Source organism: Streptomyces sp. NPDC002564, from assembly GCF_042889645.1.
Lineage (GTDB): Bacteria > Actinomycetota > Actinomycetes > Streptomycetales > Streptomycetaceae > Streptomyces.
The window spans coordinates 49,146-66,977 of sequence record NZ_JBIARE010000005.1; the positions used below are offsets into that span (position 1 = coordinate 49,146).

Below are 17,832 nucleotides of genomic sequence, written 5' to 3' on the forward strand. Positions count from 1 at the left end.
AAGACAGCGGGGATATAGCGGGGACATGGGCAAAAAGCTTCAAAGCAGCCGACGGCTCAGGCCGGTCGATCTGGCCCGCGGGCACGGTCTGTCGACCCAGGCCGTCCGGAACTACGAGGCGGCCGGCATCCTCCCGACCGCCGACCGCACCCCCCACGGCCACCGCACCTACACACGGCGGCACGAACAGGCCCTGGGCACGTTCCTCGCGCTGCTGCCCGGCCACGGCCACCCGACGGCGACCTCGATCATGCGGGCGGTGCACCGGGACGCGGTGGAGGAGGCGTACCACCTCATCGACGAGAGCCACGCTCAGCTCCTCGACGACCGCAGGACCCTGCAGGCGGTGGAGCGCGCCCTGCGGGATCTGGCGCCGGCCGCGACGGCGGCGGACGGGCGGGCGCCCGCGCGAAGGACCGGGACCGGGCAGGGCCCCGGCGCCGCCGACGTGTTCGTCGGTGCGCTGGCGGCGGAGCTCGGCATCCGGCCCGCGACGCTGCGCACCTGGGAGCGGGCCGGGCTCGTCCGCCCCCGCCGCGACGCGCGGACCGGGTACCGCGTCTACGACGAGGCCGCCGTGCGGGACGCCCGGCTGACGCACCAGCTCAGGCGGGGCGGTCACCTCCTCGCACAGATCGGCCCGTTGATCGAGCAGGTGCGTACGGCCGGCGGGCCGGAGCCGCTGGCGGCCACCCTGCGGGACTGGCACGCCCGCCTCACCGCCCGCGGACTTGCCCTGCTGACGGGCGCCGCCGAACTGGCGGCATACCTGCGGGAGCGGGATGGGGATCGGGATCAGGGTGAGGATCGGGAGCGGGAGTGCGGACGAGGGTGAACGGTCCCCGTACCGGCCGCGTCTGATCGCGATCGGCGGGCAGGTGGCCGAGGCTGGACGGCAGCAGGACGCGGTACGACGACAGCCGGAGTGTCGACATGCACAGACCCACGGAGCCGACGCATCCCGCGCGCGGCCCCCGCCGACAGGAGACGGCCACCCGCGTGGGGGAGGCCTCCCGTGCCTGAGACCGAGCGGGAACGCGTGACCATCACGGTCCTGTGCTGGATCCGCAAGCCCGGCAGCGAGGCCCGCTGCTGTCTTCCGCCCGGCCACCACGGCGACCACCACCACTGGTACGGCGCCGGACACTGGCCGCGGCGGGCGGGCGAGACCCAGGCGAGCTGACCGCCGACGGGGGCCGCCGCCCTCCCGCTGCCGCCGGAGCGCCGTACGGGTGACAATCTAGGGACGGTGAAACCGAGCCCGATCAGGGCTCGCCCAGGCCTACCCAGAGAGTGACTGTGACTGCAAACAGCGTGGTCGAGGCGGCGTCCGACGGCGAAGGCCGGGTACTGAAGGTCGGCTGCATAGGCCTGGGCGACATCGCCCGGAAGGCGTACCTGCCCGTCCTGACCACCCAGCCCGGGGTCGAGCTGCACCTGCAGACGCGCACGCCCGCGACCCTCGCCGACGTCGCCGGTGCGCACCACATCCCGGACACCCGCTGCCACACCGACCTCGACGCCCTGCTCGACCAGGGTCTCGACGCCGCCTTCGTGCACGCGCCGACCGCCGTGCACCCGGAGATCGTGACCCGCCTCGTCGAGGCGGGCGTGCCGACGTATGTCGACAAGCCGATCGCCTACGAACTCGCCGAGTCCGAGCGCCTGGTGCGTCTCGCGGAGGACCGCGGCGTCAGCCTCGCCGTCGGCTTCAACCGCCGCCACGCGCCCGCCTACGCCCAGTGCGCCGAGCACCCGCGCGAGCTGATCCTCATGCAGAAGAACCGCGTCGGCCTGCCCGAGGACCCGCGCACGCTGGTGCTCGACGACTTCATCCACGTCGTGGACACCCTGCGCTTCCTGGCGCCGGGGCCCGTCGACCACGTCGGCGTGCGCGCCCACGTCGAGGACGGCCTCATGCACCACGTCGTGCTGCAGCTGGCCGGTGACGGCTTCACGGCGCTCGGCGTGATGAACCGGCTGAGCGGTTCCACCGAGGAGATCCTGGAGGTCTCCGGCCAGGACACCAAGCGGCAGGTGCTCAACCTCGCCGACGTCGTCGACCACAAGGGCCAGCCCAGCGTGCGGCGGCGCGGCGACTGGGTGCCGGTGGCCCGGCAGCGCGGCATCGAGCAGGTGGTGCTCGCCTTCCTCGACGCCGTCCGCGCGGGGAAGGTGCTCAGCGCCCGGGACGCACTGGCGACCCATGAACTGTGCGAGCGAGTGGTCCGGGCCGCTCGGGAACAGGCCGCCTGAAGATCCGCAGCCCCTCCACCGCGCACAGCAGCACGAGAACGACCAGCGCCGCCCGCACGGGCCAGTCGCCCCACCGCACGTACGCCGTGACGCCCGTGCCGAGCGGCACGTCGTACACCGCCGCCGCGCTCGCCGACGTCCCGAGCGGGGAGCCGACGCGCGAGCCGTCCGGGGCGTAGACCGCGGAGACGCCGGTGAGGGTCGCGTGCACCATCGGGCGGCCCGTCTCCGCGGCCCGCATCGCCGCGAGCGACGCGTGCTGCGGGGGCGCCCAGCTCGACTGGAACGACGAGGTGGCGGACTGCGCGAGCAGCAACTGCGCGCCGTCGCGGGTGAGCCGGCGGCTCATGTCGGGGAACGCCGACTCGAAGCAGACCAGCGGTCCGACCCGCAGGCCCTGCCCGACGTCCATGACGACCTGCCGGTCGCCGCGCCTGCGGTCCTCGCCCGCGGCCTTGCCGACGGACGTCGCCCAGCCGAGCAGCGACCGCGCGGGAACGTACTCGCCGAAGGGCACCAGGCGCATCTTGTCGTACCGGTCGCCGGTCGGTCCTTCCGGGCCGACCAGGACCGAACTCTTGAATATGCCGGGCCGGTCGGAGCGGCGCGCGTCCACGTTCACCAGGATGTCCGCGCCGACCTCGCGGGAGAGCGCGGCGATCCGGCGGGCGACGTCCGGCCGGTCGACCAGGTCGTAGCCGACGCTGCTCTCGCCCCAGACGACGAGGTCCAGGTCCCGGCCCGCCAGCGTGCGGGTCAGTGCCTCCTCGCGGGCGAGCCGCCGGTCGGCGCTCCGGGCCCCGTCGATGACGCCCGGCTGGACGACGGCGACGCGGGCCCGCCCGGCGGACTCGGGGCGCGGCGCCCACGCCCAGGCAGCCGCCGTGGCGGCGGTCACGGCGAGGATGCCGACGACGGCGGGGACGGCGACCAGGCCGGGACCGGCATTCCGGAACGTGCCGCCGCTTCCGGGGGTGCCGGAGCTCCTGAAGGTGAGCGGCGCGATCGTCCGCAGCGACGTCGCTGCGGGTGACCCCGTGACCGGGGAGCGCGGCCGGACGACGGCGGGCCACGGGACCGGCCGCAGGACCGACCGCGACCCGACGGCGCGTGCGGCCGACGCGATCACCAGCAGCGCCACCGCCGTGTTCACCACCACGACGAACGCGCTGATCAGCCACACCCCGCCGACCGAGGCCAGGCGCAGCGCGGGTGCCACCTGCCACTGGCTGGAACCCAGCAGCCCCCACGGCCCGCCCAGTCCCTGCCAGGACCGCACCAGTTCCACCATCAGCCAGGCGGAAGGCAGGACCACGAGTGCGGCCGCGGCCCGTCCCGGGGTGGGCGTGCCGCCGAGGAACCGGCGTACCAGCCAGCCCCAGGGCGCCCACAGCAGACCGAGCAGCGCGGCTATCACGACCGTGAAGACGTGCAGGCTCGGCAGCAACCAGTGGTGCACGGCCACCATGAAGCCGAGGCCCCCCAGCCACCCGTCGAGCGCGGCGCGCCGCGGGGTGGGGGCCGACCTGGCCAGCAGCATCCAGGGCACGAGCGCGGCGTACGCGAACCACCACAGCGACGGGGCGGGGAACGCCAGGGCGGGCAGCGCCCCGGCCGTGACGGCGAAGCCGCCGCGCCACCAGCGCGACGCGAGCAGCCGCGCGGTGCGCCGCCCGTGCCGCTCCCACCGGTCTCGCTCCCACCGGCCGTCGCCGAACAGATCCATGCAGCGCCTCCCTCGGTCCCCGACGCCGGGTCGCCTCCAGTGTGCGCGTCCCGGACGATCTAGAACAGTGGGCGTGCGTTCGATTGCGGTCGGGGGCGGAGGGGCGGAGTCCGGGTGAGGGTGGCGCGCGGTGTCTGAGGTGCCGGGGGAGCCACCTGGTGAGGGGCCGGGGAGAAGTCAGGGGGTGCTGGGGGAGACATCAGGGGAGGCCGCCGGGGGAGACATCCGGGGAGGTGCAGGGGGAGGCATTAGGGGAGGTGCAGGGGGAGGCCTTAGGAGAGGTGCAAGGGGAGGCGTCGGGTGCGGCGCGGGGTCAGCTGTCCCGGGTCTTCTCCGGCGGCCGCCCCTCGCCGGGCAGCCGCCGCCATTTCTCGGTGACGACCACGCGGCGCAGCCGCCACCCGGCGTGCGTACGCAGCACGGTGAAGGCGTAACGGCCGCCGCAGACGAAGTCCGGGGCGGTGGAGCGGTTCGGGTCGGGTGCCGCGTCGTCGGGTGCCGCGTCTGGGGGTTCGGCGAACCGCATCGGGTTGAGGTAGTCGGCCTGGACCTGGGCGGTGTCGCCGGTGTCCTGATCCAGGGTGCCGAAGTCGAGCCTGCGGTTGGCGATCACGTGCTGGCGCATCGGGAACATCCGCATCGTCTCCGCGAGCCACGTCGCTATCTCGTCGAACCCTCCCTCGATGCCGCCCGCCGAGCGGTAGTCGGCGCGCCCCCCGGGTGCGAACAGCTGTCGGTAGGCGTCCCAGTCGCCGTCGTCGACGGTCACCGCGTACTCGGTGATGAGGGCATCGATGGCCAACCGGTCCATCACGGCGGCGAGTTCCACGCGCTGCGTCATCCGATCAGTCTTGGGCACGGGGGGTGCCGAGCCAAGAGGCGTGCAGGGATGAAGAGTTGGCGGTGGGGTCGACTCGGACGACCTGGTCGCGTCGAGGCGGGGCGGCGTGTCGGCGCGAGGTCGGAGGCGGGTGGGGTGGCGGGGTGGTGGGGGCAGGCGTATGTCGTGTGGGGGGCCTACGAGGAGGCGTCGAGGGTGGCTACGAGGAGGTCGCGGGCGGTTCCACCGCCGCGGCGAGGGCGCGAGCGACGAGGTCGCGGATCATGGTGTCGCCGGAACCACCGCTCTCCTCTTCTGCTGAGCCTGCCGCACCTCCTCCTGCGCCTCCTGCGCCTGCCGCACCTCCTCCCGCGCCTCCTGCGCCTGCCGCACCTCCTGAGCCTTCCGGGACCGCCGGTCCCTTCGTGGCCTCCGTGACTTCGGTGAGGGCATCCAGGTCGTCGGGTCCGAACCAGCCGTACGCGCTGTGCTTGGCCCATTCGAGGGAGGGTTCGGCCAGGTCCCCCGCGACCTCGACGAGATAGTCGGCCTCGTGCCGCACCCCGCAGCCGTCGTCGCCCGCCCAGGTGACCAGGCCGAGGAACCTCCGCACGCGCCGCAGCAGCCAGCCGGTCTCCTCCTCGATCTCGCGCGCCAGCGCGTCGAGCAGGGCCTCGCCGGGCTCGACGTGGCCGCCGACGATGTCCCAGCGGCCGGGGAAGAGGCGGCGGTCGGGGCCGCGCTTCTGGGCGAAGGCGCGACCCTGCGCGTCGAGGATGACGGCGCCGACGGCCCAGGTCTCACCGGGTGCGGGCACCGGTACGTGGACGCCCGGATCGACATGGATCTCCGACTCGACGTGGGCGTCGGACTCGATGCGGACGCCCGGATCGACGCGGAACGACTCCAACGATGTGCCCTTCCGTGTCCCGCCCTGCGTCCCGTCGAGTCGGCCTTCCGGCCCGCCGGGTCGGCCTAAGCGGCCTTCACGACCTCCGCGCGGACCGCGGCGGCCCACTCCGTCACCAACTGCTCGTACTCCCGGCGCTGTTCGGCGGAGAGCTTGCCGCCGGTGCGCAGCCACAGGCCGCGAATCCGCTCGTTGAGTTCGACGGAAGAGCGCGCGGAACCATGGGGTGGTGGGGTTAAGGGCATGGCGCCAAGCCTAGGGGATGGCTACGACAATCGGAACTGTCAGCTACCGCACACCTCCACCATGTGATCGTCGGGCCCGGTCGCCCTCCCCGAACCGATATGGAACGGTGGAAACCAGAAATACGCACTGATTCCCCTACGGAAGGGTTGGCGCCATGTCCTCGAAGCGACGCCGCAAGAAGAAGGCCCGCCGCAAGCACGCGGCCAACCACGGCAGCCGTCCCCAGTCCTGAGGGGCGCCGGCCCCGCAGCCGGGGCCGAAGAAATCCGTCGGGGGTGCATCCGCCCCGGCACCTCGGCGTGTAGGTAGGGGTGTGGGACGGTCCGGCACCCCCGTCCGGCCCGCCCCACGCGGCCGCTGGCGTCGGGCGACCATTGCCCCCCGACGCCAGCGGCATGTCGGGGGAGGTGGCGGCCGTCGAGCTCGGCTCCGGCCGCGGTTGCACCTAGGTGGTTGTGCGCGGGTGGCTTCGCACGAGGGGTTCCGGCGACTTCCGCGGCTCCGGCGGCTTTACACCGGTCGCGCGACCGTCTCAGAAGGCCGGGTCGGCCGCTTGCCGGAGTGCGGACCGGGTACGCGAATCCCACGGTCGTCGGCATCCTCGCCGCTCCGGCTGCACCCGGTCGGACACGTGGTCGAGCGATGCCGTCGCCGCAGCGCCGTCGAGGGCCCACGGCCGCACGACGGCACCACCACTCCTGCAGGAGGAGGCCCCGTGTACCAGCTCCCCAGCCCGAAGCGGATCGTCGTCCTGGCCGCGGGTACGACCGCCGCGACCGGCGCCGTGCTCACCACGGCAAGCACCGCGGGGGCCCCGGCCCCGGCGGCACTCGGCATCACCATCGGCGCGTTCACGGCCATCGCCGCGGGGGCCATCCGGCTGGTCCTCCATCCCGACGATCGGCACGGCTCCTCCGCCTGACGCGTACGGGCGGGCAGGAGGCGGCTACTTCCGGCGGCGGAAGAACAACCACAGGCGGGCGGCGACCAGGCCGAGCACCACGACGCCGACGGCGATCTGGAGCCAGCGCGGGGCGGCGCCGCCCGAGCCGGGGAGGTAGAGGGCGAGTGTCACGGGCGCCACGACTCCTGTCACGGGGACGCTGAGCAGAGATGCCGACACACCCCTGCGGCCGACGGCAGCACGACGCGCCCCCATCGGCGCGCCTTGCGACGGCTTGTCACGGTTGTACCAGTGTGGCGCCGCGCGCGGGTGCGGGGTGGGCATGACGGACGGCCGACGGCTACCCGGAAACGGGCGAAGAGTACAGGCGTACCGCGACGGTTTACCCGAATACCTCCCTCGGTCGACGACGCGCGGGCCGCCCCACCGCCACCCTGGTGCGTGACCACGTCACCTCACCGGGGGGAAACATGCGCACTCTGCTCGGCAAGACCGGAATGGTCGTCGGCGCCCTCGCGCTCATGACCTCACCACTGCTCGTCGCGGCACCGGCGTCGGCCGCCGACGTGAAGAGTTGCAGCCACGGCTACAGCAACAAGTCGTCCAAGACCGGCCGCATCATCGGCAACGGCGTCAACGTCCGCACCGGTCCGCACACCAGCTGCGGTTCTACCGGCGCGCTCAACTACGACGACGGCGTGTACTTCCACTGCTGGACCAACGGCACCAACGTCCACGGGGACACCCGGTGGTGGCACATCCGGGTCAACACCACCAACTGGCAGGGCTGGGTCTCCAACTACTACCTCCTCGCGGTCCCCCCAGAGGCCGCGGAGAAGTGCTGACACGCACGTCGCGTGCCGTCGCCTCGGGATCACGCACCATCCCCGCGGGGCCTTTCGCTTGCGCGGGCGTGAGGTCGAACGCCCGGAGCCACCGCTGATAGGTTCCGGGCTGCACGGGATCCTCGTTGTTGAACCGGTCGACGACGACGTTGTACGACTCGCCGCCGCCGACGTCGACGGCCTCCCCGTCGGGCGCCGTCCACTTCCAACCCCCACCGCTGATCGGCGCGACCTCGTCGGCCGTCATCGCCTTGTCCTTCAGCGTGACCACGGCGAAGACGCCGTTCTCCGCAGCGTCTTCGCCGCTCTTCCCGCACGTACGCGATCGTGTCGGGCGTGATCGTGTCGGGCGTGATCTGGAGGACGCCCGTGCCGTTCTCACCGACGGTCCGCGAGGGCTCTCCGAGTTTCAACGTCCTGGCATCGTCCCCGTTGCTCGGCTCCTGCGACTTCGACGCCTGCGCCTTTACGGCCGACTTCTCGTCGGGCTCGCCGTCTTCACCGGCACACGCGGTCAGGGCGGCGAGGAGCAGGGCGGCGAGGGCCGCGGTGGTACGAACGCGCGGGCTGGTCGGTCGCATCAGAGGAGCCCGGCGTTGAGCCCCGGCCGGCGAGCCCGATGACAATGCCATCGGCCGGTCTCGCGGCGGACTGACCACGAAGATCCACCTCGCCTCCGATGCCCACTGCCGACCACTGGCCTTCGTGCTCACCGCCGGACAGGCCGGTGACGCAGCCGCCTTCGTTCACGTCATGGCCCGTCTCCGCGTTCCTCGGCAGCGAGGACGTCCCCGTACCAGGCCGGACGTGGTCCTGGCCGACAAGGTGTACTCCTCCCGCGCGATCCGTGAGCACCTGCGCAAGCGCGGAATCCGGGCGGTCATTCCCGTTCCGGCCGATCAACGCGGCTACCGGCTGCGGCGCGGCAGCCGAGGTGGCAGACCACCCGCCTTCGACCGCGAGGGCGTACAGGCAGCGCAATACCGTCGAGCGGTGCATCAACCGCTCGCAGCAGTGGCGGGGCATCGCCACCCGCTGGCCCGCGACTACGAGGCCCGCCCGGCCCCGCTCCGAAGCGATGATCCACCTCGCCATGACCGGCCTGTCTCGTTGCCCGCAGCCTCACCGGCGAGAGCACCGCTCCCTGGCGGGAGCCGACATCCCCGTATCGAATACGTGTCACGGGATGAAACAACAGGACGAAACGACCTCTTAGCGGGGTGCCAGGCGGTTCAGGATGTCGGCGACTACGACGGAGTCGATGTAGGCGTCGACCGCGACGATGGTGTCGCCTTGTGAGTCGAAGTGGCAGACCCAGACGTAGAAGGGGTCGTACGGAACGCCGTCGAGAGCGACGCCGACACCCTGCATCTCCACCACGGACACCGGCCCGTCGCCGTGCAGGGCTTTGATGTCGAATCGCAGTCCTCCGGAGAGCAGGGGCCGGACCTGGCCGATCGTGGCCGGAATGAACTCCGCTCTGCTGCGGTACTGCCCGGCGAGCGGATGCCGGCCGTGCAGGGTCCACCGCACGTCGTCCGCGAGGTGGGCGAAGAACTCGTCGACGGTGTCAACGTCTTCCAGCAGGGCGAACAGATCCCTTCGGGATGCGCTGACTTCTTGTGGAGCCTCCATGGATCTGCCTCCGGTTGCGTCAAGGGATGGGCTGTTCCGCCGGCCGGCGGGATTGAGCGGGCAGCGGCAGAGGACTGATGATCACCCGCCGGATGTGACCACCCTCCGCGGGGGAATCAGGTCGGTCTCCTACCACCAGGAAAGCTACAGAAAGTAACAAAGCATGATGGATTAGAAAACAGGGCCGGAATTGATCACAGCACCACGGAGTGCCCCAGTGATCGACACCTATCCTGCGCCCCTGGATCGGCTGAGCCGTGGGTGCTTGACCGCGTTCGGCTGGAGGGGCGGTTTACGGCGCTGATGCGGGGCGCCGGGGCAGCGTCAGGCGGCCCGGGTAAGCGCGGGCCGGGCGGTGGCCTGGCGGCGGACCTGGTTGTGCAGCTCCTGCACCATACGTGGCACGTGCACGTCCCAGCTCTGGTCGCGGAAGTGGCGGCGCAGTTCCCCGGTGATGGTGGGCACCGCATAGGGGGCGAAGGCGCCGCGGTCCGGGTCGAAGCGGTCCACGGTCTTGAGCAGGCCAAGGGCTGCGACCTGCTTGAGGTCGTCCAGGCTCGCGCCCTTGCCCCGGAACTTGGTGCCCAGCCGGTGCGCCATCGGCAGCCATGCCTCCACGAGGTCCGCGACCAGGACGTCGCGTTCGGGTCCGGCGGGTGTGGCGGCCAGCTGGACGAAGGCCCACTCTCGACGGACTCACCGCCCGCGCGGCGCCGCAGGACGATGTGGAGCATGTCGTCGGTGATGACCGGGGGCCGGCCGCCGTCCTTGCCCTTGCGGGCCGTGGTGTCGAGCCCCTCCAGGGTGGACTCGCGGATGTTCTCCCGCTCGTTCTCCGCCATCGCGGCGACGAGCACGAGCAGCAGCTTGCCCGGTCCGGTGGGGTCAGGGGCGCTGCCCGCCACCCGCACCACCAGCAGCCCCACCGACCCGAATGCCGGAAACGGCAAGGCCACGGCCAACTGCACGGCGGTCGCCGCCCTGCTGATCACCTGCTGACCTGTCACACCGCACACGCCACCGCCCCTGGTACCCGTTCGTAGAGGGTGCCAGGGGCGGTGGCAGGTCCTTCGCGGGCCGAGCTCCCTTTGCAGGGGGAACGGGTCAGGCGGGTGCGGCGGTGGACAGGAGCCTGTTCTGCCGTTCCAGGGCGAGCTCTCCGGGGGCGCAGGCGGCGCGGGTGTCGGGGTCGGTGACCGGCGGACGGTCGGTGCGGACGATGGACGCGGCGGCGTCGCTCAGCCATGCCGGGTGGGGCTCGGCTCCGGCGAAGGCGGCCAGCTGGGCCAGGTGGTGCTCCGGGGCATCGAGGATGTCCTCGTAGGACAGGGCCATGCGCCGGTCCGCGGGAAGCTGCAGCAACTGGTCCACTCCCTGCGTGATCAGGCCGGACCAGAAGGTGCCGAACGCCGCCAGGGGGATCGCGGAGCGCATGACGAGCTCGCAGTCCACGTCGCCGGCCAGGTGGGCCAGGTGTTGCGGCAGGGACGCGGCGTGTTCGGGGCCGATCTGGAAGGGCGAGGTGAGACCGAGCAGGGTCATGGCCTCGGTCCGCAGCAGCAGGGTGCGGAAGCCGATGTGGCGGCTCATCGACATGGCGCACGCGGGGCCGGAGCGGCTCAGGTGCACGAAGCGGGCTTCGGGGAACATGGCGCGCAGTGCCGGGAGGAAGGCGAGGGAGGCACCCGAGCGTTCCACCACCACGCAACCGCCGAGCCGCCCGGCGAGTTCGGCAAAGAGCGCGAGGTATTGGTCGGCCGCGGGCCGGGCCGGCCAGCCGGGGACCGTGCAGGCGAGGTCGTCGTGCAGTGCGTCGGGGGTGGCCGTGAGCGCGGGCAGGGCCATGTGCGAGATGGCCGGCACGCCGGTCTCCGGGCGGAAACGTCCGCGGGTGTAGGGGTAGAGCAACTCCGGCATGGGGAAGCCGGAGGCCGCGATCGCATCGAGCGGACGGGCCGGACCGCTCAGCAGGGACCAGAACTCCCGCCCGTCGACCACTGCGCCCTCGAACGCCGCGTTCCCCCGGCAGGCCAGGGAGGTGAAGAACTCGTTCATGCTCAGCACATCGGGATGGGCCTGCAAGGCACGCGAGAGCATCGTCGACCCACAACGGCCGCTCCCCACGACGAAGGTGAGATGCACAAAACCCTCCTACATGTCAGCGAACCCTAACCGGGCATGACAGTAAGTCACCGATCAGCTCGTACCCCGGGGCCGGGGAACACCTCGCAGACACCCACACGCCACCTGCGCAAAACACGTCCCTGACCAGCCGGGTCGCACCGGGGCTCAAAGCAGCAAGCCCGACTCATGAGGCATTCACGCGGACGAGTGAACGGACTTGACGGAAGCCCGGCTGGGCCCGCCTGGCAGCGCGGTCGGACCAACGCTGGACGCTGATCAGCCCGATGCCGGCACTGGCAGGTCAGCTGCCTGAGGCGGCCACACCCTTATAGCCTTGTGTTTCTGTGGCGGTGGTGAGGGCCTGAATGATGCGCAGGGCTTGGCCCTGGATGGATTCGGTGAGCCCCATGGGCTGTGGCTGCTGTTGGAGGGCGGCCACGACGGAGTTGGGTTTGGTGAGTCCGGCAGGAACGGGCAGCGGGGTGAGTTCGGCGAGACGCCAGGCGCGAATGTCGACGAGCTTGATTTGTAGCCGCGGTGGGTTCGGTATCCGTAGAGCTTCTTTGTGCGGGGGATCCGGCCGGACTTGCGGGCGACGCTTACCCGTGACGCCCAGTTCACTGCGTGTGGGCCAGATTCGATGGGCTTGATGAGGCAGCCGCTGTGCGCGGCCAGTTCGTCGAGGGGCTGGTCCGTGTAGGGCGTACGGGCCTTTGCCGCGCTCTTGGGGCATGGCCGGTGCCGGATTGCGACCGGGCCGCTGAGGGGGGGGCAGTGTTCGGCTCCATGAGGCAGATGCCGCGTTCGGCGAGATCCTGCCGTCCTTTGTCGGTGAGCTGGGCGCTCCGTGCCCACGTCGTTCAGTGATTCTGATGAGTCCGCAGCTCTGCAGAGCCTGTGCGCTGCCCTTGTATGTGCTGTCCGGCCACACTCCGTCGGGGCAGCCCTGGCCGACCCAGTCGAGCACGGCCTGCTGCCGCATTGAGGCTCCTGTGAGTGTCGTGAGAGGACCTTTGTTCGGGCGAGACGAGCTGCGCGACGCGCCTACTGCGAGAACAGCTGCTCCTGGAAGACTGCGGGCTCGAAGGCAGTCAGTTCCTCAGAGCGCGGACGCCCGATGTGCTTGCCGAGCTCTACCTTCGAGGCGTGGCCTGGCTGCCCGGAGGAGTCGGACGTTGGCCGTGTCCAGGGCCTGCTGGCGCGCCTCGGCCCCGACTGACCCGGGTCGGCCGCCGCACGGAAGGGTCCGCACGGCTGTGCGGACCCTTCCCTGTCATCCCCTGCTTTGCCGATGCACACGCCCTGGGGAGGCGGGAGCTGCAATCAGGCGCTGGGAAATGCACGGTAGCGCCGGCTGCGCGGCCCTGGTTCAGCCGCCGGATTCCCCCGCATGCGGGCTCAGCGCCCCCATGCCCACCAGTACGAACAGCACGATGCCGAGCAGGACCCGGTAGTAGACGAACGGCATGAAGGACTTCGTCGTGATGAACTTCATGAACCAGGCGATGACCGCGTAGCCGACCACGAAGGCGATGATCGTGGCGAAGATCGTCGGGCCCCAGGAGACGTGGCCCTCGCCCGCGTCCTTGAGTTCGTACGCGCCGGACGCGAGGACCGCGGGGATGGCGAGGAGGAACGAGTAGCGGGCCGCGGCCTCGCGGGTGTAACCCATCAGGAGGCCGCCGCTGATCGTGGCGCCCGAGCGGGAGACGCCCGGGATCAGGGCCATCGCCTGGCAGATGCCGAAGATCAGGCCGTCCTTGACGCCGAGTTCCCGCAGGCTCTTGCGGTCCCGTACGGCGCGGTGCTTGCCGCCCTCCTCGTCGCGGGCCGCCAGGCGGTCGGCGATGCCGAGGACGATGCCCATCACGATGAGCGTCGTGGCGATCAGGCGCAGGTCACGGAAGGGGCCCTCGATCTGGTCCTTGAGCGTGATGCCGAGGACGCCGATGGGGATCGAGCCGACGATGACCAGCCAGCCCATCTGCGCGTCGTGGTCCGAGCGCGGCACCTTGCCGAAGAGCGAGCCGGACCAGGCCGACAGGATCCGCGCGATGTCCTTGCGGAAGTAGATCAGTACGGCCGCCTCGGTGCCGATCTGCGTGATCGCGGTGAACGCGGCCCCGGGATCGTGCCAGCCCGCGAACGCCGCGGTCAGCCGCAGGTGTGCGCTGGAGGAGATCGGGAGGAACTCGGTCAGTCCCTGGACGAGTCCGAGGATGAAGGATTCAAGCCAAGACATGAAAACTGAGCCGTCCAAGTACTGATCATCGGACCGCGTGTGCGGTCGTGGCGGTCATCGAGGGGCGTGGCGGTGGAGGTGGCTGCCGCGGAGTGGTGCTGCGACGTGTGCGGCAGGAGTGCTGTGCGAAGGGGCGTGACGCCTGGGTGCGAGGGGTGATCACCTCCCTCGTCGGGGGCAGCGTAGCGCTCCTGGGTTACGGGACGGTGGGAGGGCCGTCCGTGGGCCGCGCCGCGCGAGCCGCCGCGGGGAACGGCGCCGGGCCCGCCGTATTCCGCCCCGGCGCCCGCCGTCGCGCGGCCGGATCGCCGTGGCGGACCGCGTCGCCGCAGGTGAGGACCGGCACCGGAGCGTTCCCGCACACGCGTGGCGCGGCGCGGGCCTCCCGGTACTTCATCGGCCGTTCACCGGACCGTCGCTGACGCGTCGTCGGGATGTCGGGAGGGGCCCGCAGGATGCGTGAGGTCGTGATCTTCGAGGTCGTACGCACCTCCATCGGACGGCATGGTCGGCGCTCTCGTCGAGCAGGTCGCCGACCAGGGGCCGGGCACGGTCCTCGAAGCGCTCCGGCGACTTTCGCGGCACGACTCCCGCGGCACGTCCTAGCGGGGCGGCGCCGAGCGGTCGCGGAAGTGGTGGCGCTTGAACCACGCCACCGTCGCCCCGCCGAGACCCGTCACCGCGATGAACCCCATCGCGATCAGGAAGACGGGCGACGTCGGTGTCGACGCGCGGGCACCCGCGATGACGTACGCGGCGGTGTTGGGGATCGAGCCCAGGCCAGTGGCCAGCAGGAACGGCAGCCAGCCCATGCGCGACACCGCCGCGCAGTAGTTGGCGGCGGCGAACGGCACGCCCGGGAAGAGCCTTACCGCCAGCATGGAGCGGAACCCGTGCCGGCTCAGCTGCCCGTCCGCGGCCTTCAGCCAGCGGCCCCGCAGCAGCGGGCGCAGCGCGTCCTGGCCGAGCATCCGGCCGAGCCCGAAGGCGATCCCTGCGCCGAGCACCGTGCCGGCGATCGCCGCGCCGAGACCGGCCTGCGAGCCGAACAGCGCCCCCGCGGCCAGATTGAGCAGCGGGCGCGGCACGAACGCGGCGGTGCACACCCCGTACGCCACGGCGAACAGGGCCACCGCGGTCGCGCCGCCCAGCTGCGCCGGCCACCCGTCGGAGAGAAGTCTCTGTGGCTCGAAGACCAGGACACAGGTCGCCGCCGCTGCCAGCAGCACCACCAGCAGGGACAGCCGCGACCACGGCGAGAGCAGGGCCCTTGCACAGCGCCCCGCGAGGCCCTGCGGACGGACGATTGCGGTCTGGGACATCCGGGAAGAGTAACCGGCCCGGGTATCTGATCGCCGTATGGTGCGTCTCATGACCGTCACAGTCCGGACGAAAGCACCGCGCAGCGACCTGGCGGACACCGTCCTCGAACGGCTCGTCACGCAGTACCCGCAGAGGGCCGATCCGGAGCGGGCCGTGCGGATGAGGGCGTACATGAAGGACGTCGCCCCCTTCCTCGGCCTCGCCTCACCGGTGCGCCGTGAGCTGTCCCGCGCCGTCCTCGCCGGCACCCCGCGCCCCGACGAACGGGACTGCACGGCGATCGCGCTGCGCTGCTGGGAGCTGCCCGAGCGCGAGTACGCCTACTTCGCCGTCGACTACCTGCGCCGCCACGTGAAGCGCTGCTCGTCCGGCTTCCTGCCCGTCGCCCGGCACCTCGTGACGACGCGCTCCTGGTGGGACACGGTCGACCTGCTGGCCGCGCACGTCGTGGGCGCGCTGGTCGAGGCCGACCCCGGGCTGCGGTCCGCCATGGACGAGTGGATCGAGGACGAGGACCTGTGGGTGGCCCGCACGGCCCTGCTCCACCAGCTCCGGTACAAGACGGCCACCGACACGGAACGCCTCTTCGCCTACTGCGTACGCCGGTCGGGCGACTCCGACTTCTTCATCAGGAAAGCCATCGGCTGGTGCCTGCGCGAGTACGCCAAGACGGACCCGGACGCGGTACGAGGCTTCGTCGACCGGAACAGGGACGTCCTCGCGCCGCTCTCGGTACGGGAGGCGCTCAAGAACCTCTGAGGAGCGATTGCGGGCCCGCCGAGGGCGCGCTCAGAGGGCTCCGCGGTGGTTCTCCGCCATCCGGCGCAGGTCCTCGGGGGTCCAGCCGGTGATGCGGGAGACCTCGGCCTCGGCGCCCCGCTCGTCGGTGTCCTGGAGGCAGGCGAGGGCCTCCAGGCGCAGGTCGGCGCGTGCTGCCTCGAACGCGGCCTCGGCCTCCTGGTAGCGGGTGGCGGCGAGTTCGAGCTTGGCGGTGTCCATGTCGGAGAGTTTCCCACGCGGACGGGCGTGCCCGCCGTCACGTCGAGGGAGACGATCTCGAACGACGCGCCCTGCGCCTGCCAGGCGAAGAACGGCGGCCACACCGCCCGGTAGGCGTCGAGGCCGCGGACGCCGTCCTGCGGCGGCACGTCGAACATCACGATGTCGTCGGCGTGGTCCGCGAAGACTTCCCCGCCGCGGGCAACTCGTCCCACACCGTGTGCCGTTCGGGCGAAAATCATTCGACGTGGGCGTTTCCTTCGGTGAGGATCGGACCTATGTTCCGGTACGCCTTCCTCGCAGCCACGCCCGCAGTCGCGGGCGCTGCGACGGCTGCCGTCACCGCCCCCGCCGCCTTCGACGGCGCCCGAAGCTGACTCTCCCCGGACACTCCGGCGGACCCCGCAGGGGGAGGGTCGGTCCGGCCCCCGGGGTCCCCGTCCCGACCGCGCGCAGTGCCGCCGGCCCGGGGCAACAGCATTCGAGTTCCGGAGAAGGAACCACCATGTCCAAGACCGCCTACGTCCGCACGAAGCCGCACCTCAACATCGGCACCATGGGCCACGTCGACCACGGCAAGACCACCCTGACCGCAGCCATCACCAAGGTCCTCAGCGAGCGCGGCTCCGCCGGCGGCACCCAGTACGTCTCCTTCGACCGCATCGACCGCGCCCCCGAGGAGGCCCGGCGCGGCATCACCATCAACATCGCGCACGTCGAGTACGAGACGGACACCCGGCACTACGCCCACGTGGACATGCCGGGCCACGCCGACTACGTCAAGAACATGGTCACCGGCGCCGCCCAGCTGGACGGGGCGATCCTCGTCGTGTCGGCGCTCGACGGGATCATGCCGCAGACCGCCGAGCACGTGCTGCTCGCCCGCCAGGTCGGCGTCGACCACCTCGTGGTCGCGCTGAACAAGGCGGACGCCGGTGACGCGGAGCTCACCGACCTCGTCGAGCTGGAGGTCCGCGACCTGCTCTCGGCGCACGGGTACGGAGGGGACACCGTCCCCGTCGTACGGGTCTCGGGGCTCAGGGCGCTGGAGGGCGACCCGCGGTGGACGGCCTCGGTCGAGGCGCTGCTCGACGCGGTGGACACGTACGTGCCGATGCCCGAGCGCTATCTCGACGCGCCGTTCCTGCTGCCCGTCGAGAACGTGCTGACCATCACCGGGCGCGGCACCGTCGTCACCGGCGCCGTCGAGCGCGGCACCGTCCGCGTCGGCGACCGCGTGGAGGTCCTCGGCGCGGACACGGAGACCGTGGTCACCGGCCTGGAGACCTTCGGCAAGCCGATGGCACAGGCGCAGGCGGGCGACAACGTGGCGCTGCTGCTGCGCGGCCTGCCCCGCGACGCCGTACGCCGCGGCCACGTGGTCGCCGCGCCCGGCAGCGTCACACCACGGCGGCGCTTCACCGCGCAGGTGTACGTCCTCGCCACCCGCGAGGGCGGGCGGGGCACGCCGATCGCCACCGGGTACCGGCCGCAGTTCTACCTCCGCACCGCGGACGTGGTCGGTGACGTCGACCTCGGCGCGGCCGCCGTGGCCCGCCCCGGCGACACGGTCACGATGACGGTCGAGCTCGGCCGTGACGTGCCGCTGGAGACGGGGCTCGGCTTCGCGATCCGCGAGGGCGGCCGCACCGTCGGCGCGGGCACCGTCACGGAGCTTCTCTGACGGCTCGTCCCGCCCGCCCCGGGGGGCACCGGCTCCCCGGGGCGGGCGGGCACAATGGACGCCGTGGACGAGCAGGAGTTCGAGCGCGGGGCCGGGGCGGACGCAACCGGCGTGGACG

The 17,832-nt window shown here is 71.8% G+C and carries 18 protein-coding genes and 3 pseudogenes; 9 read left to right on the top strand and 12 right to left on the bottom strand.

Annotated features, from left to right (window positions below; all coding sequences use genetic code 11):
* Positions 1-25: 25 nt before the first annotated feature.
* The 3 genes from ACFYXE_RS19000 to ACFYXE_RS19010 all read left to right on the top strand — a co-directional run bounded on the left by ACFYXE_RS19000 (position 26) and on the right by ACFYXE_RS19010 (position 2,256).
* Positions 26-835, top strand: coding sequence for a TioE family transcriptional regulator (locus tag ACFYXE_RS19000; protein ID WP_389313753.1), 810 nt, complete (start codon positions 26-28; stop codon positions 833-835).
* Positions 836-1,015: 180 nt separating this feature from the next.
* Complete coding sequence (locus ACFYXE_RS19005) at positions 1,016-1,183, top strand: hypothetical protein (RefSeq protein ID WP_389313755.1); 168 nt, start codon at positions 1,016-1,018, stop codon at positions 1,181-1,183.
* 167 nt (positions 1,184-1,350) lie between these two features.
* A complete protein-coding gene (locus ACFYXE_RS19010) occupies positions 1,351-2,256 on the top strand; it encodes a Gfo/Idh/MocA family protein (protein ID WP_389314644.1) in 906 nt (301 codons plus the stop codon).
* Here ACFYXE_RS19010 and lnt read toward each other — a convergent pair.
* From lnt to ACFYXE_RS19030, 4 genes are all read right to left on the bottom strand, one after another.
* Complete coding sequence (gene lnt / locus ACFYXE_RS19015) at positions 2,180-3,982, bottom strand: apolipoprotein N-acyltransferase (protein ID WP_389313757.1); 1,803 nt, start codon at positions 3,980-3,982, stop codon at positions 2,180-2,182. The two genes, ACFYXE_RS19010 and lnt, sit on opposite strands and share 77 nt — an antisense overlap.
* 313 nt (positions 3,983-4,295) lie before the next feature.
* On the bottom strand, positions 4,296-4,823 hold the full coding sequence (locus ACFYXE_RS19020; protein WP_389313759.1) for a nuclear transport factor 2 family protein: 528 nt from the start codon (positions 4,821-4,823) through the stop codon (positions 4,296-4,298).
* Between the two features lie 199 nt (positions 4,824-5,022).
* Positions 5,023-5,712, bottom strand: a complete 690-nt coding sequence (locus ACFYXE_RS19025) for an NUDIX hydrolase (protein ID WP_389313761.1) — start codon at positions 5,710-5,712, stop codon at positions 5,023-5,025.
* Between the two features lie 65 nt (positions 5,713-5,777).
* Positions 5,778-5,957: a hypothetical protein gene (locus ACFYXE_RS19030; protein WP_361173475.1), complete on the bottom strand. Its 180-nt coding sequence runs from the start codon at positions 5,955-5,957 to the stop codon at positions 5,778-5,780.
* A gap of 716 nt (positions 5,958-6,673) precedes the next feature.
* Here ACFYXE_RS19030 and ACFYXE_RS19035 point away from each other — a divergent pair.
* The gene (locus tag ACFYXE_RS19035) at positions 6,674-6,880 is read left to right on the top strand and encodes a hypothetical protein (RefSeq protein WP_361173472.1); all 207 of its coding nucleotides are present in this window, start codon (positions 6,674-6,676) and stop codon (positions 6,878-6,880) included.
* Between the two features lie 24 nt (positions 6,881-6,904).
* Here ACFYXE_RS19035 and ACFYXE_RS19040 read toward each other — a convergent pair whose 3' ends face one another.
* Positions 6,905-7,042, bottom strand: coding sequence for a hypothetical protein (locus ACFYXE_RS19040; protein ID WP_361173469.1), 138 nt, complete (start codon positions 7,040-7,042; stop codon positions 6,905-6,907).
* 290 nt (positions 7,043-7,332) lie between these two features.
* Between ACFYXE_RS19040 and ACFYXE_RS19045 the strand changes: the two genes are divergently transcribed.
* Positions 7,333-7,707, top strand: a complete 375-nt coding sequence (locus ACFYXE_RS19045; protein WP_389313764.1) for an SH3 domain-containing protein — start codon at positions 7,333-7,335, stop codon at positions 7,705-7,707.
* Between the two features lie 603 nt (positions 7,708-8,310).
* Positions 8,311-8,800, top strand: a pseudogene (locus tag ACFYXE_RS19050) (IS5 family transposase); the annotation flags it as partial.
* 119 nt (positions 8,801-8,919) lie between these two features.
* Here the strand turns inward: ACFYXE_RS19050 and ACFYXE_RS19055 are convergent.
* Together ACFYXE_RS19055 and ACFYXE_RS19060 are read right to left on the bottom strand one after the other, a co-directional pair.
* The gene (locus ACFYXE_RS19055) at positions 8,920-9,342 is read right to left on the bottom strand and encodes a nuclear transport factor 2 family protein (protein ID WP_389313766.1); all 423 of its coding nucleotides are present in this window, start codon (positions 9,340-9,342) and stop codon (positions 8,920-8,922) included.
* Positions 9,343-9,708: 366 nt separating this feature from the next.
* Positions 9,709-10,011 (bottom strand): annotated as a pseudogene (locus tag ACFYXE_RS19060) (sigma-70 family RNA polymerase sigma factor); the annotation flags it as partial.
* A gap of 63 nt (positions 10,012-10,074) precedes the next feature.
* On the opposite strand from ACFYXE_RS19060, the gene ACFYXE_RS19065 reads away from it, so the two are divergent.
* Entirely contained in the window at positions 10,075-10,341 is a 267-nt protein-coding gene (locus ACFYXE_RS19065; protein ID WP_389313768.1) for a hypothetical protein, read from the top strand.
* A gap of 105 nt (positions 10,342-10,446) precedes the next feature.
* On the opposite strand, the gene ACFYXE_RS19070 is transcribed toward ACFYXE_RS19065, so the two are convergent.
* The 3 genes from ACFYXE_RS19070 to ACFYXE_RS19080 form a co-directional block, all read right to left on the bottom strand.
* The gene (locus tag ACFYXE_RS19070) at positions 10,447-11,397 is read right to left on the bottom strand and encodes a sulfotransferase (RefSeq protein ID WP_389313770.1); all 951 of its coding nucleotides are present in this window, start codon (positions 11,395-11,397) and stop codon (positions 10,447-10,449) included.
* 1,438 nt (positions 11,398-12,835) lie between these two features.
* Positions 12,836-13,708: an undecaprenyl-diphosphate phosphatase gene (locus tag ACFYXE_RS19075; protein ID WP_389313772.1), complete on the bottom strand. Its 873-nt coding sequence runs from the start codon at positions 13,706-13,708 to the stop codon at positions 12,836-12,838.
* A gap of 602 nt (positions 13,709-14,310) precedes the next feature.
* Positions 14,311-15,030 (bottom strand): TVP38/TMEM64 family protein, encoded by a 720-nt coding sequence (locus ACFYXE_RS19080; protein ID WP_389313774.1) that lies wholly within the window; start codon positions 15,028-15,030, stop codon positions 14,311-14,313.
* 49 nt (positions 15,031-15,079) lie between these two features.
* Here ACFYXE_RS19080 and ACFYXE_RS19085 point away from each other — a divergent pair, with 49 nt between their 5' ends.
* A complete protein-coding gene (locus ACFYXE_RS19085) occupies positions 15,080-15,790 on the top strand; it encodes a DNA alkylation repair protein (protein ID WP_389313776.1) in 711 nt (236 codons plus the stop codon).
* A 30-nt stretch (positions 15,791-15,820) separates the two neighbouring features.
* Here the strand turns inward: ACFYXE_RS19085 and ACFYXE_RS19090 are convergent, their stop codons facing one another.
* Positions 15,821-16,030: a hypothetical protein gene (locus ACFYXE_RS19090; RefSeq protein WP_361173449.1), complete on the bottom strand. Its 210-nt coding sequence runs from the start codon at positions 16,028-16,030 to the stop codon at positions 15,821-15,823.
* A 20-nt stretch (positions 16,031-16,050) separates the two neighbouring features.
* Positions 16,051-16,272: pseudogene (locus ACFYXE_RS19095) on the bottom strand (nuclear transport factor 2 family protein); the annotation flags it as partial.
* A 263-nt stretch (positions 16,273-16,535) separates the two neighbouring features.
* Between ACFYXE_RS19095 and tuf the strand changes: the two are divergent.
* The gene (gene tuf, locus ACFYXE_RS19100) at positions 16,536-17,714 is read left to right on the top strand and encodes an elongation factor Tu (RefSeq protein ID WP_389313779.1); all 1,179 of its coding nucleotides are present in this window, start codon (positions 16,536-16,538) and stop codon (positions 17,712-17,714) included.
* The last annotated feature ends 118 nt before the right edge of the window (positions 17,715-17,832 follow it).